The following is a 12,886-nucleotide window of genomic DNA, read 5'->3' as shown; positions in this document are numbered from 1 at the left end:
TTTGTTTCTTTTAAAGTCACTTTATTATAACAAAAAGAGGAATCACCGTTTAGGCAATTCCTCCAATTCAATTTAAGATTGTGAGAATAGATAAATCATATAAATCACGGCAATTGATAATAATACCGCGATTCCCACTCGAACAGGTGAGATTGGCGCACTACCACCTACACGACCTGTTTGACCGTTCACCATGAAACGATAGAGCTTATCTTTATATTTAAAAGAAGATAACCAAATCGGTAGCATCAAATATTTATACGTAATGTCATCATGTGTTGTCGAAAACGATACATGACCAACAATATCTGCGCCATGTTCAAAGCGAACTTTTGATTTAATCGCTTGTTCGATTTTGTTATGAATACTCGATTTCGCTTCTTCAAAACCTTCATCTAAGCCGATACTATAGCGTTCTGCTAAAAAACCACTGACATATTCAGGTCGGTACCCTTTATTATCTGTTAAACGAAACGGTTCAATTTTGCGCATCATATCGCGATCATATCTTCTCGTTGCACTCACCAATTCATCATCAAAAAACTCTTGATAAACACCGGATGTCGAATACCAATCTGTTACGATTCGTGTCTCTCCTTCTGCATCACGTACCGTTCGATTAATCCCATACTGCGCAGAGTAATACGAAATCGTTCGTGAATCAAATGTCCAATACGGTAAGTAGACACCTGTAAAAGCATCTGGTTTCGCACTTAACTTCGCCTGTCTCGGTGTGAAAATACGGCTACGAATCCATTTATGAAAAGATTCGCCTGCTTCCTTATCGGTTACTTCAAACGTACAAACCCCGTTCGGCGCAAGTGTTTCTTCTGTACTTGCTTCCATCACTTGATGTGAACCACAATACGGACAAGTATCTGCTACTTGGAGCGCATCATAAATCGTTTCTGCCGCACATTCCGAGCAAATAACAGTCTTTTTTTCGACACCCCAGTCAAATCTTCCACGATTTTTTGCGTCGTAAAAATCAAGTTCTTGCGCGCTTCGTTGTTCCTCTTGTTCGGGTTTCGCAATATCTACTTCATAGCCGCAATATGGACAAGAGAGCTTTCCAGTTTTCGGATTAAATTCAACAGAAGCACCACAGGAAGGACATTCCGCATCAAAATCGAGCTTTACTTCTTTCACATCACTCGTCATGCTACTTCCTCCTTAGCGCCCCGTAGGTGTACCACACTCTGGACAGAATTTTGGAGCAGATGTAGCTGACATTTCATGTCCACATTCGGAACAATGGAATGTTGTAGCGACAGGTTTTTTCTGACCACATTCGGAACAGAATTTACCCGTATTTTCAGCCCCACAAGAACATGTCCACGTCTCAACTTCTGGCTTTTTTTCGCCACATTCCGAACAAAACTTCCCTGTATTTGTATGACCATTCGAACATGTCCATGTTGCTTCATTTGATTCGGGTGCTGCTGGTTGTTGCATACGCTGCTCATGTGCCATTTGATACAGTTGATTTGCATTCATACCGCCTGTATTTTGTGCCATATTCATGCCCATGAAGCCGTTCATCGCACCATTTTCATTTTCAGCCGCTTTGACCATCGCTTCTGCTTGCGCACCTGTTAATTGTGCCGCTGCCATTGGAGCATCACGCATAACCGCATTCTTTTGAAGCGTCTTAATCATTTGTTCGTCTTCTTCAGAAGCTTTCATCGAGCTAATACCAATCGTACCAATTGCAAGACCACGAGAAGCCGTCCACTTTTCAGATAATACTTGATTGAGCGCATCAGCTAATTCCATCGTATGTGCGGGTACTTCGCTGTAACGAACGCCTAGCGCTGAAATTTTTGCAAAAGCAGGTTGTAACGCAGTCATCAATTCTGTTTTTAATTGGCTATCAATTTCATCACGTGTATATTCATTCTCTACATTCCCTACAACATTGACATAGAACAATAATGGATCGACAATGCGATATGAATATTCCCCGTGACAACGAATCGAGATGTCGACATCTAATCCGATATTACGGTCTACTACGCGGAACGGTACAGGTGATGGTGTTCCGTATTTATTCCCGACGATTTCTTTTGTGTTAAAGAAATATACGCGTTGGTCTTTTGCAGGTTCACCGCCAAATGTAAAGCGTTTGCCGACTTCTTTAAATGTTTCTTTTAAGTTTTCCATGAAATCACCGTCATAGAAGACACTTGGTTCTGTCGACATGTCATAGACGTATTCACCCTGTTCTGCACAGACTTCGACTACTTTTCCTTGCTCGACAATCATCATACATTGTCCTTCATTTACTGCAATAATCGAACCGTTTGAAATGATATTGTCATTCCCTTTATTCGAACCACGCTTCGTTGAGCGTTTACGCCCCTTTACGACTAACACATCTTTTGAAAGTCCTTCGCAATAAATATATTCACGCCATTGATCTTCTAAAACGCCTTTCATGGCACCGATTCCAGCTTTTAATAAACCCATCTAACCAACCTCCGTCTTTATATATACTTTTTTATACGATTTTTCGGGAGAAAAGTTCCATTTTAAGCAAAAAAATAAGCTCGCTCTCGTAAGCGAACTTCAAAGATTAAAATTCAGGATACACTTCAATCATTTCTATGTGATGAATATGTAATTCTGTCTCTTTTTCTGTAGCGATAAAGCTGTTTGGTAGTTGATTCCATTTTGGTGCGATACTCTCTAGTAATTCGTTCACTTGCTTTTCGGAAGCTGCTTTTGCCTCTAATTCAACTGCAAACGTATCTAAGAATGGTTCACACTTCTCTTTTTTTAGCGATAATTTTACTCGCTCACCTAAATTCAATAGTTTCTGCAAATAAGTTGTCGCTTCCACTTCAGTAGAAGCTTGCATGTAGACGCGTATAAACAAAATCAATTCTCCATTCTTTTTTAAATCAGCAAGTACTATCATATCCTAAATTAAAAAAGCATGGAAGAGATGTTTTACCTCTAACCATACTTTTAACATATTTGATTCTTTATACCTATACACGCTCAATAATCATCGCAATTCCTTGACCTCCTCCTATGCAAAGGCTTACAACTGCGTAGCGTTCCTGTCTTTCACGCAATGTATGTGCTGCACTCAATAATACACGTGTGCCACTTGCACCGACTGGATGCCCCAGTGCAATTGCTCCTCCATGTACATTCACACGATTACGCTCTAGTTGTAATTCTTGTTCAACTGCTAAATATTGTGCTGCAAAAGCTTCATTAATCTCAAATAAGTCAATATCATCTATTGTTAAATTTGCACGTACTAAAGCGCGTTTAATCGCGGGTACAGGACCAATTCCCATGTAGTTCGGATCCACGCCAACAGCAGCATACGAAATGATTTTTGCGAGTGGTTGTAATCCTTTTTCTTCTACAGCTTGCCCACTTGCAAGTACGATTGAAGCTGCACCGTCATTAATACTTGAGGCGTTTGCTGCTGTAACAGTACCTTGACGTTTGAAAACAGGTTGGAGCTGTGATATCTGTTCAACGGTTGTATCTGGACGAATTTGTTCATCTTGCTCAATTACGCGTGTTCCTTTACGTGTTGGCACTTGAACAGGAACAATCTCACGTGCGAATACGTCTGCTTGTTGTGAAGCTGCTGCACGTTCATGTGATAATACTGCATAGGCATCTTGTTGTTCTCGCGTAATCGCATATTTTTCAGCTAAATTTTCAGCTGTCATTCCCATGCCCATACCAGTGTATTGGTCGGTTAAAGTTGCTTGTAGCATATCTTCAAATTGAATATTCCCCATTTTTGATGATTGACTGCGTTGTTCAAAATTTGAAAATGGAGCTTGTGACATATTTTCTGTGCCACCTGCTAAAACGATTTGTGATTCACCGAGTTGAATTTCCTGTGCGCCTGAAATAACAGATTGTAATCCTGAACCACATAATCGATTCAATGTGAGAGCAGGTACTTCCTCTGGTAGCCCTGTAAGTAGCGCGATATGACGCGCTGTATAAGCTGCATCTTTACCTGTCGCGATGACATTCCCGTAAAATACTGCATCAATATCTTCTAGTCCAACTTTCGAGCGCTTCAATGCTTCAACAGCTGTTACTGTTCCGAGCTGAGTAGCTGATACAGTCGCAAAAGATCCTGTAAACGCAGTAAAGGCTGTTCGCGCACCTTCAATTAGATACACATCTTCCATACTTGTTCCTCCTTAATGACGCAATACATGCTTCAATACTTTTCCTGAAGCGTTACGCGGCAATTCATCAATGAATTCAATTTCATACGGTAATTTATACGTTGCGAGCTGTGTCGCACAGTAGGCTAGAATTTCTTCTTCCGATACAGTATTCCCCTCTTTTACGCGAACATATGCCTTCGGAACTTCTCCATAAACAGGATGCGGAACACCGACAACAGCTGCTTCAAATAAAGCTGGCATTTGATATAATACTTCTTCAATCTCAATTGGATAAATATTTTCGCCGCTTCGAATAATCATGTCCTTTTTACGATCAACAATATATAAATAGCCATCTTCATCTAATCGCCCTAAATCGCCTGTATATAACCAACCACCACGAAGTGCCATCATCGTTTCATCAGGATTTTTTAAATAGCCTTTCATTAACTGAGGACCTTTGACCACAATTTCACCGACATAGCCATTTGGCAGCGCGTCACCAGCACCGTCATCAATCCGAATTTCTGTGTGTGCGAGTGGACGACCAACAGAACCCACTTTTGTTAGTGCATCATCATCTAATAATGTTGTGGCAGCTGGTGAATTTTCTGTCTGTCCATAGAAATTTTGTACTTTAACATTTGGGAAAGCTTCTTTTAAACGTCGAATGAGTTCGTAAGGCATCGGCGCTGCACCATAACCGAATAGACGAAGGGATGAAACATCGTGTGATTCGTCTAAATCATGATTTAAAATAAGTGTGTACATTGCTGGAACACCAAAGAAGAATGTCGCTTTTGTATCACTTAATTGTTGCATAATTTGTTTTGGTGAGAATGCTTTTTCAATGATTAATGTAGCACCCACATAAAAACATGGAACCATAAAGACATGCGCGCCAGCCGAGTGGAATAGTGGTGTACAAATAAATAAACGATCTTCTGACGTCAATTCCATCGGTTCAGACCAGAGTTCCGCTGTCATATAGATGTTTTGATGCGTTAACATAACACCTTTTGGATGCCCTGTTGTGCCAGATGTATAAAGGATCACCGCCACATCAGATGGGTTCATCGTCACATCACGATACTGCGGAGCCATCAATGCTAAATTGTGTAAATCGCTTGTCATAATAACTTGTTGGCAGATGTATTCCGTTTTCTCATATGTTTCTTGGAAAACTTCATCCATAATCAATACTTTCACTTCTGAATGATTTAAAATATAGGCAATTTCAGGTGGTGCTAATTTTGTATTGATTGGCATGACGACATACCCTGCAAATTGAATCGCAAAATAAGCGATTGGAAATTGATCCGTGTTCTCCATTAATAAACCGACGAAGTCGCCTTTTTGAAGTGGTAAGCTTTGTAAATAGCCTGCTAAACAAGTGACTTCATTATAAAAAGTGCGATACGTCCATTCAACATCGTGATACACAATTGCTTGATAATCGCCTAACTCCTCAGCATGTTGCTTTAATACATCTTTCATTAACATCATTCCATCCCCTTCCTTCAACTGAATACTCATTCAATATATGTATATTCTAACAATTCAAAAAGAAAATGACAACGAGTGACTAAGCAAATAATGTAATAACTAAGTAAATTGCGGTGAAAGCGATAAAAATAGCAGATAGTTTATTCATAATGACAAACACATAACGCGGTAATTGAAGCTTTTTAAAAATCGCACCAAGAATGACTAACGCTAAGAAGAAACCCCATGAAACAACAATACAAGAGATCGCAAAATACCACTGCGCTGCGCCTGTATAAGCTAATGCACTACTACCAATCACCCCGATTGTATCTAAAATGGCGTGTGGATTTAATAAGGATACAGATGCCGCAAATAGCATTTGCTTTTTCATTGGCATCGAGTAACCTTGTACATCTTGTGGCGGCTCACTGCGCCAAATGCTCCATGCCATATAACTTAAAAATAAAACACCGACACTCATCATCGTAATACGTAACCATTCAAATTGAAGAACGATTGCGGATACTCCGAAAACTGCGAGTAAAATTAAGAGTGTATCGCATAGTGCGGCGGTAATCCAAGCAGGAAATGCATAAATAAATTTCGGTTGCATAGCCCCTTGATTAAATAAAAAGATGTTCTGCGCACCCAATGGTAAAATTAACCCGAATGCCAGTAACATCCCATGAATCATTACTTCTAACATACTTCATCCTCCTTTTGTATATATTATACATTTTTTTGAATTTTTATAAATAATTAATTTTTTAAAGAGTAGATATATGTATTAAGCTCCGTATAAGAAAAAACATGCTACATTAAATATTAAAAAATACTGCATGATTTAAAGTGACGTCTAAAAATCATACAGTATTTTCTATTCTTAAAATCTTTTATCTCGTTTTTTATTATGAATTCGTTATATAACTAAATGACCATCAAACTATTTTACTTTTAAAATTTTTGAATGTGCATATTTCCATTCTAACCCTGTAAAGACTGCAGATGAAACCATATAGTAATACGTTTTATTTCCATTCTTCTTAACAGCTCGATCTGTAAAGGATGTTTTATTATATGCTACTTGTTTATATATACCATTTTTAGATGTTGCGCGATAAATCGTTAATTCTCGAATATATTTATTATCTTTTTTTGTTTTAATAATTGGGTGACGATCTTTACTATAGCTAATTGCAATTTTAGGAGCATTTAGCGTATACCATTTTCCATAAAAAGTTCTATTTTTCTTTAATTTCACATCATACGCATAATTCGTTAATTTTTTATCTGTATACCAGCCTGAAAACCAATGATACTTGTTATCTTTAAAAGGACTTTTAGGCATGTAATTCAATGAAATCGTCGTATTTTTTTTATACTTCTTTATTATTTTTTTAGTTCCATCATCAAAAGTAATATTTACTGTATTTGTTGCATAACTATTTTTAGGGTTCGTCAGGAAAATACTTGAAATAAGAAAAATACTTAAAATTATGTTTACACTTTTCTTCATGTGAATGCCCCCACTTAACGTAAAACTGAATCGTCTAATCGAATGGTTTCTGTTTTACGTGAACCATTTGATTGAATATTGTCACGAATCTGGATATATGGTGTTTTTAAGTTTTTAAACGTATTCGTCATCAATGCTTCTTTATTGGCTTTCGATAAATCTGCAAACACTTTTTTCGTTGTGCCTCCACCAGTATTTGAGAATGTGAAGAACATCATCGAGATGGCCATATAGTTAAATGTATTGTTGCGGATTATCGGATTTTTTGTTCCACTCGCCGCAATCCCTTTTACTACTTCATTACGCTTATTTTTCGAACTCATTGTAAATGTATTTTTCTCAATGACAGCATTCGACCAGTTGAGCACACGAATATAGTCACTACGCAAATTCACCATTTTATTTTGACGAATTGTTATACGGTCATGTAATTTTTTATACGAATATTTATGTGTACCTACAGCACGTGGAATATCCTCAAATGTATTATTTTCAATCAATACATGACTATTTGGTTGTGCATCAAATTTACTCCACTCCTGACTCCATCCTTTTGTTGAACGATCTGGTGTATCCAGATTAATTGCTTCTTTTACAGAATAAAGTGGGTCTTTTGCATATTTAAATGTTGAATTTTTTACTGTTACATTTTTGGAAGCATCCATTTCAATAAAATGCGCATAATTCATATGACGAAATTGAATGCGGTCTACTAAAACATTCTGATTATGCCCCATAATAATACCAATACCTTTTTCAACATAATTTAGATCAATTGTTGCGGTACCTTTACCTATGAATTGAATATTTTTCTCTCCATTATATTTACCGTAAACACCTTTTTTACCTGATTTTGAAGGTGCAATTAATTGGAACATGGAACTAGCCGCCTTAAACTGGCTTGTACCTGTCTTTGTTCCTTTTACTAACTTTGCTCCATTTTCAAGTTGAATGGTCACATTAGAAGGAACATAGAGTGTATTAGAAATTGTGTATGTTCCCTTCTTTAAGATGAGTTTTCCACCTTTTGTTTTTTCAAAACGTTCTAAATAGGAACGTAATACATAATAATGTTTTGTATGTTGGTTATATGTACTATATTTACTATACGTTACATTGTATGGCTTACTGCTCGGTGTAATTATGTAAGTAGGTGTTTTAGCTTTTGCCTCCATCTGTGTATTTAGTACTAAAAAGACCATAATCATACTAAATACAATAAATAGAGACAGATGATGCTGTTTTTTCATGTGAACGCTCCTTTTTATGTTTTCATAAACCTACTTAACAGAATACATCTTTTTAATATACTTAAGCAATATGTATGACTATTTTCATATAAAAAAAGACTTGTTCGAAAACAAGTCAGATTATTCTATGATTATGAAATCGTTGCTTTACTACCTAATACTTCTCTAAATGCTTTTAGAGCGGCACCAATTGTTACGCTATGTCCCATCTCTTCTAATACTTCACCGATTTGGCAAATCGCCTGTTCAAGCATTTGCGGTGTTGTGTTACCCATATGACCGATTCGGAATGCTTTGCCAGATAAATGCGCTAACGCACCTGCTACGATAATACCACGATCTGCTAGTTTCGCTCTGAATACATGATCTTCTACACCTTCAGGATATAAAATACAGCTTAATGTTGGAGCAGCTGCTTCTTCTTTTGCCAATGGCTTCATACCGTATGCAATTAGTGCACGACGAATCGCTGCACCGTAATTTTCATGTCTTTCCACGCGCGCCTCCATCCCTTCTTCAAGTACAATTTTCATTGCACATTCATATGCATAAATCAAATTAACAGGTGGTGTTGCAAAATAAGCTGTTGGGTCGTCCATTACTTTACGCCAGTTATGAATATCTGCGTAATAAGCTGGAACATTCTCTAATGCTTCACGTGCGGCAACCGCCTCTTCTGAAAATGCAATAATCGCAAGCCCTGGAGGTGCACCAATCGCTTTTTGTGAACCAGTTAAGACTACATCAATTTTCGCGCCTTCTTGCCCATACTCTTTTGACATATCTTCTTCTAGCGCTGTCGTTGCACATACACCGTCTAAAATGAATAATGCACCTGCTCTTTTAACAACAGGAATTAATTCTTGAACATTTGCTACAACACCTGTAGATGTATCGACATGCGTTACTGTAACCGCTTTATATTCGTGCTGTTTTAATTGTTCTATAACAGCTTTTTTTGAAATCTGTTTGCCCCATTCTGCTTGAATCACATCGACTTCAATGCCGAAAGCTTTTGCAAGTGGTACAAAACGGTCCCCAAAGAAGCCATGACTAATTACTAATAAACGTTCCCCTTTTGAAACAGTGTTGACGATTGCCATCTCCATCGCCAGTGTTCCTGAACCTGAAATAACATATGCTTCTGCAGGATGATTAAATAATTCCTTTGTCATTTCGATTGAATTTTTATAAATGCGTGCAAATCGTGGATCTGTATGTCCCATTGTCTCTTGGCTAAGTGCATCATAAATGTCGTCTCTCACTGGTGTTGGGCCTGGAATTAATAGTAATTCTTTATTTCTCATATCGTCAACCCCTGTTCAATTTAATTTGTTATATAACACAATATAAATAATTTATCTGTTATAGTCAAGCGTTTTCCTAAATATTCTAAATATTTGTAGAATAACATTTTTACGTTATACTACAAAAGAGGTGATACGATGCGATTAGTACAAGCAAAAAAAGAACACATTACACGCATTATGGAGATTATTGAAGATGGACGCGCGAATTTAAAACAGCTTGGTCTACCTCAGTGGCAAAATGGCTACCCTGACCTAGAACAGATGAAAAAAGATGTGGAACAACAGAAAAGTTATGTATTGATGGATGGACAGCAAATTATTGGAACAGTTTGCTTGGACGAAGACGGTGAGCCTGCTTACGATGCATTAAATGGCAAATGGTCGTCTAATGATTCATATATTGCGATTCATCGCATGGCGGTTGCAAAAGAAACAGCTGCAAAAGGCATTGGTACACAGTTTTTACAAGCGATTGAGGAAGTTGTTCTCGCCAAAGGGTTTAAACAAATCCGGCTTGATACACATACAGAGAATATACCGATGCAACGCGTGGCAAAAAAAAAATCATTACCAGTATGTCGGTAATGTTTCTTATGGTGAAAATATCCCATGTTATGCTTATGAAAAAATTTTAACACATTAAAAAGAGGAAGATCGCCCTACTTTTCAATGCGCCTTCAGTTAAAAATAAAGGAGCGACTAATTGGATGTCGCCTCCTTTTTCATGTAAATACTCATTGCATTATTGGACTGTAATTCGATGTTCATACACTTCTCCTGGATACTCGACTTGTAATGACTTGACTAGAGAGGTCTCTAAATCACTTGGAATAAAAAAATGAACGTCATTAATATGTGCAAGACGGCCTAATGTATATACCATATCATGCAGAGATTTTACAGTCATACTTTTTACATCTAATGTTGCTTGTGTCATAACTTCAACTACGTAACTTACATCTTCTCTTGAAATTTTAACAGTTAACATATAATCACTTCCCATTAGAAAAATTCTAGTTGTTCTATCACTAGTAATTTCATGTTAACATGAACGAGCTATTTTTGTACAATACTTAGCATTTTATAGTCATTTGAATTGATTATTGAAAAATTAAAATCTTTATAGTAAATTGTTTAATTTTCAAAATTTTTAGTTTTTTATACCTTTTATAATGAGTATAAATACTTATTTTCATTAGTATTTCATGCTATTTTTATGCATTTAATCCTAGAATAGTATAGATAAAATAAATTCACTTTTTTGACATTTTTTCATAAAAAAAGCATAAACTTAAAGAAATTTATGCTTTTTTATATAATCTATATGTTAATTTCTTTCCATTCATTCGATAATTGTCTCATCATATGCGCCACTTGTTGTTCGTCACATCCATACGTCGCATACTTCCTTACTTCTTCATTTCCACCTACACAAACAGATATTTTTGCCTCTTCTAACATACGACAATCATTTTGGTCATTACCAAATGCAATATATGTACCAGGCAGAATTTATTTTACGAATCATTTCGATATTAATTGGCTGATGAAAACTTTTCCCAAAACGTACGCCCGAGCCTACATGAATATTCGTTACACCAATTTCAAGTAATTGTGCTACATTCGTTGGGTCAATTCCTGAAGCTGCTAAAATATGCATTCGTTCATGCGATGTTTCATAAAGTAATGCCTCTATTTGTATTAGATTATCAAGCGCTGTCCCTGGACCACCTGAAGTTAAGATTTGCTTAATTTGCGGATATTTCTTTAGTTGGTGTAACGCTTCAATTTGATCTTCCACTTCATCAAATGCACGGTGAAACGTCACATTAAGTCCTTCACAGTGGGGCAATAAATCTTGTAATAGAATGTTATCGATGAAGTTTTCTTTCGTTAATCCGCCAAGTACGACACCGCGCGCACCAAATAATTGGATGACACGTAAATCGTCTAACATAACTGAAAAATCTTCGACTGTATAGTGATAACTATTACTATGTGGGCACAACATTACATGCACTGGAATACTTACTGCACTAATGACATTTTTAATCTTGCCTAGACTGGGTGTGCTACTCCCTCTTCCATGGAAATACATAACTCGAGACGGTCAGCCCCTCCTGCTTCTGCAATAATTGCATCTTCTACGGTTGTCACAATCACTTCTAGCACATTCTTCATCCTTTCGCGAGTTCTTTTAAACGCTTTTTCGCTTCTTCATCACCATGCAATGCGGCTCTTTGATACCATATTTTCGCTTTTTTTAAATCAATTGGTGTACCTATACCCGATTCATAGCAAAAACCGACGTTATACTCGCCATAAGGATCTTGCAAATCTGCTGCTTTTTGATACCAACTAAGTGCACGTTCCCCATCATCTTCTGCGAATGCCTCGTGCCCTAGTTTATTAATCGCAAAAACATCACCATGTATTGCAGATTGGTGATACCAATAAGCCGAGAGTTCTTCATCTTTCGGAACACCTCTCCCATGATGATATAAATAGCCAAGTGTGTACATGGACTCCTTCACACCTAATTTGGCAGCTTCTTTAAAAATTTCTGCCGCTTTTGCGTCGTCTTGTTCCACATATTCACCACGTAAATACATGTCTGCTAAATTATTTACAGCATCTGGATAACCAAGCTGTGAAGCGTGTAAATATGCTTCGTACGTTACTTTTAAATCATGTTCAATAACGCGACCTAAAAAGGCATAATTTCCATGCCAATAGTAAGCTTCTCCTACTTCTAATTGCATACCAATCGCATACCAATCATACGCAGCTTCATATAATTCTTGGTCTTGATAGTACTTAGCCAACTGCATCATCGCCTCTGAATTTCCAGCAATCGCCTGCGCATAAGTAGTAACGAGAGATTCTTCTATAACATATGGAAAATCCGTCTCCTTTTCCGCTATTAAAAATTCTTCAATGGCAATGTCTAGATCTTGCCAAAAAATCTTTTCTGTCTCATTCGTTGTCTCTGTTACAGCTTCTAATTGCGCAAGTAATAGTGACAATGTATGATATGCGACCACATCAAATTGACGCATATATGCAATCATCGCTTGTTTATTTTTTTCTTCATAATACTGAGCTAATTCTGGATGCCCAGCTTCTCTTAGTTGTTCCGTCAGTGACACGTAATTCGTCACTCCT

General features: G+C 37.2%; 15 protein-coding genes. 1 reads left to right on the top strand and 14 read right to left on the bottom strand.

What is annotated here, in order from left to right:
* Positions 1–72: 72 nt before the first annotated feature.
* From MHB75_RS04465 to MHB75_RS04425, 9 genes are all read right to left on the bottom strand, one after another.
* Positions 73–1,161: a hypothetical protein gene (locus MHB75_RS04465; RefSeq protein ID WP_087680483.1), complete on the bottom strand. Its 1,089-nt coding sequence runs from the start codon at positions 1,159–1,161 to the stop codon at positions 73–75.
* 12 nt (positions 1,162–1,173) lie between these two features.
* On the bottom strand, positions 1,174–2,469 hold the full coding sequence (locus MHB75_RS04460) for an SPFH domain-containing protein (RefSeq protein ID WP_087680484.1): 1,296 nt from the start codon (positions 2,467–2,469) through the stop codon (positions 1,174–1,176).
* A 106-nt stretch (positions 2,470–2,575) separates the two neighbouring features.
* Positions 2,576–2,920 (bottom strand): hypothetical protein, encoded by a 345-nt coding sequence (locus tag MHB75_RS04455; protein ID WP_340996107.1) that lies wholly within the window; start codon positions 2,918–2,920, stop codon positions 2,576–2,578.
* A gap of 73 nt (positions 2,921–2,993) precedes the next feature.
* Entirely contained in the window at positions 2,994–4,175 is a 1,182-nt protein-coding gene (locus tag MHB75_RS04450; protein ID WP_340996106.1) for a thiolase family protein, read from the bottom strand.
* A 12-nt stretch (positions 4,176–4,187) separates the two neighbouring features.
* Complete coding sequence (locus MHB75_RS04445) at positions 4,188–5,660, bottom strand: class I adenylate-forming enzyme family protein (protein ID WP_445667017.1); 1,473 nt, start codon at positions 5,658–5,660, stop codon at positions 4,188–4,190.
* A gap of 82 nt (positions 5,661–5,742) precedes the next feature.
* On the bottom strand, positions 5,743–6,351 hold the full coding sequence (locus MHB75_RS04440; protein ID WP_068453706.1) for a LysE/ArgO family amino acid transporter: 609 nt from the start codon (positions 6,349–6,351) through the stop codon (positions 5,743–5,745).
* 237 nt (positions 6,352–6,588) lie between these two features.
* Positions 6,589–7,161 carry a hypothetical protein gene (locus tag MHB75_RS04435; protein ID WP_340996101.1) on the bottom strand — a complete coding sequence of 191 codons (573 nt, stop codon included), beginning with the start codon at positions 7,159–7,161 and terminating at the stop codon, positions 6,589–6,591.
* 14 nt (positions 7,162–7,175) lie between these two features.
* A complete protein-coding gene (locus MHB75_RS04430; protein ID WP_340996098.1) occupies positions 7,176–8,411 on the bottom strand; it encodes a right-handed parallel beta-helix repeat-containing protein in 1,236 nt (411 codons plus the stop codon).
* 131 nt (positions 8,412–8,542) lie between these two features.
* Positions 8,543–9,718, bottom strand: a complete 1,176-nt coding sequence (locus tag MHB75_RS04425) for a pyridoxal-phosphate-dependent aminotransferase family protein (RefSeq protein WP_340996096.1) — start codon at positions 9,716–9,718, stop codon at positions 8,543–8,545.
* A 138-nt stretch (positions 9,719–9,856) separates the two neighbouring features.
* Here MHB75_RS04425 and MHB75_RS04420 point away from each other — a divergent pair, with 138 nt between their 5' ends.
* The gene (locus tag MHB75_RS04420; protein WP_340996094.1) at positions 9,857–10,306 is read left to right on the top strand and encodes a GNAT family N-acetyltransferase; all 450 of its coding nucleotides are present in this window, start codon (positions 9,857–9,859) and stop codon (positions 10,304–10,306) included.
* Between the two features lie 157 nt (positions 10,307–10,463).
* Here MHB75_RS04420 and MHB75_RS04415 read toward each other — a convergent pair whose 3' ends face one another.
* The 5 genes from MHB75_RS04415 to MHB75_RS04395 form a co-directional block, all read right to left on the bottom strand.
* Positions 10,464–10,709, bottom strand: a complete 246-nt coding sequence (locus MHB75_RS04415; RefSeq protein ID WP_068453711.1) for a hypothetical protein — start codon at positions 10,707–10,709, stop codon at positions 10,464–10,466.
* A gap of 332 nt (positions 10,710–11,041) precedes the next feature.
* Entirely contained in the window at positions 11,042–11,182 is a 141-nt protein-coding gene (locus tag MHB75_RS04410; protein WP_340996093.1) for a hypothetical protein, read from the bottom strand.
* Positions 11,183–11,201: 19 nt separating this feature from the next.
* Positions 11,202–11,741 (bottom strand): copper homeostasis protein CutC, encoded by a 540-nt coding sequence (locus MHB75_RS04405; protein ID WP_340996091.1) that lies wholly within the window; start codon positions 11,739–11,741, stop codon positions 11,202–11,204.
* A 38-nt stretch (positions 11,742–11,779) separates the two neighbouring features.
* Positions 11,780–11,893 carry a copper homeostasis protein CutC gene (locus tag MHB75_RS04400; RefSeq protein WP_340996090.1) on the bottom strand — a complete coding sequence of 38 codons (114 nt, stop codon included), beginning with the start codon at positions 11,891–11,893 and terminating at the stop codon, positions 11,780–11,782.
* Positions 11,894–11,898: 5 nt separating this feature from the next.
* A complete protein-coding gene (locus MHB75_RS04395) occupies positions 11,899–12,870 on the bottom strand; it encodes a tetratricopeptide repeat protein (protein WP_340996088.1) in 972 nt (323 codons plus the stop codon).
* Positions 12,871–12,886: the final 16 nt, after the last annotated feature.

It is taken from the genome of Kurthia sp. FSL E2-0154 (assembly GCF_038003625.1).
Taxonomy (GTDB): Bacteria; Bacillota; Bacilli; order Bacillales_A; family Planococcaceae; genus Kurthia; species Kurthia gibsonii.
Note: the sequence above shows the minus strand (reverse complement) of the source record. Positions and strands in the feature narration are given on the sequence as shown.

What these genes read in the sequence shown, in the direction of transcription:
- MHB75_RS04430 (WP_340996098.1), bottom strand. Translation starts at nt 8,411, where the DNA reads ATGAAAAAACAGCATCATCTGTCTCTATTTATTGTATTTAGTATGATT.
- MHB75_RS04420 (WP_340996094.1), top strand. Translation starts at nt 9,857, where the DNA reads ATGCGATTAGTACAAGCAAAAAAAGAACACATTACACGCATTATGGAG.
- MHB75_RS04440 (WP_068453706.1), bottom strand. Translation starts at nt 6,351, where the DNA reads ATGTTAGAAGTAATGATTCATGGGATGTTACTGGCATTCGGGTTAATT.
- MHB75_RS04455 (WP_340996107.1), bottom strand. Translation starts at nt 2,920, where the DNA reads ATGATAGTACTTGCTGATTTAAAAAAGAATGGAGAATTGATTTTGTTT.
- MHB75_RS04425 (WP_340996096.1), bottom strand. Translation starts at nt 9,718, where the DNA reads ATGAGAAATAAAGAATTACTATTAATTCCAGGCCCAACACCAGTGAGA.
- MHB75_RS04450 (WP_340996106.1), bottom strand. Translation starts at nt 4,175, where the DNA reads ATGGAAGATGTGTATCTAATTGAAGGTGCGCGAACAGCCTTTACTGCG.
- MHB75_RS04445 (WP_445667017.1), bottom strand. Translation starts at nt 5,660, where the DNA reads ATGTTAATGAAAGATGTATTAAAGCAACATGCTGAGGAGTTAGGCGAT.
- MHB75_RS04410 (WP_340996093.1), bottom strand. Translation starts at nt 11,182, where the DNA reads ATGTTAGAAGAGGCAAAAATATCTGTTTGTGTAGGTGGAAATGAAGAA.
- MHB75_RS04415 (WP_068453711.1), bottom strand. Translation starts at nt 10,709, where the DNA reads ATGTTAACTGTTAAAATTTCAAGAGAAGATGTAAGTTACGTAGTTGAA.
- MHB75_RS04460 (WP_087680484.1), bottom strand. Translation starts at nt 2,469, where the DNA reads ATGGGTTTATTAAAAGCTGGAATCGGTGCCATGAAAGGCGTTTTAGAA.
- MHB75_RS04465 (WP_087680483.1), bottom strand. Translation starts at nt 1,161, where the DNA reads ATGACGAGTGATGTGAAAGAAGTAAAGCTCGATTTTGATGCGGAATGT.
- MHB75_RS04435 (WP_340996101.1), bottom strand. Translation starts at nt 7,161, where the DNA reads ATGAAGAAAAGTGTAAACATAATTTTAAGTATTTTTCTTATTTCAAGT.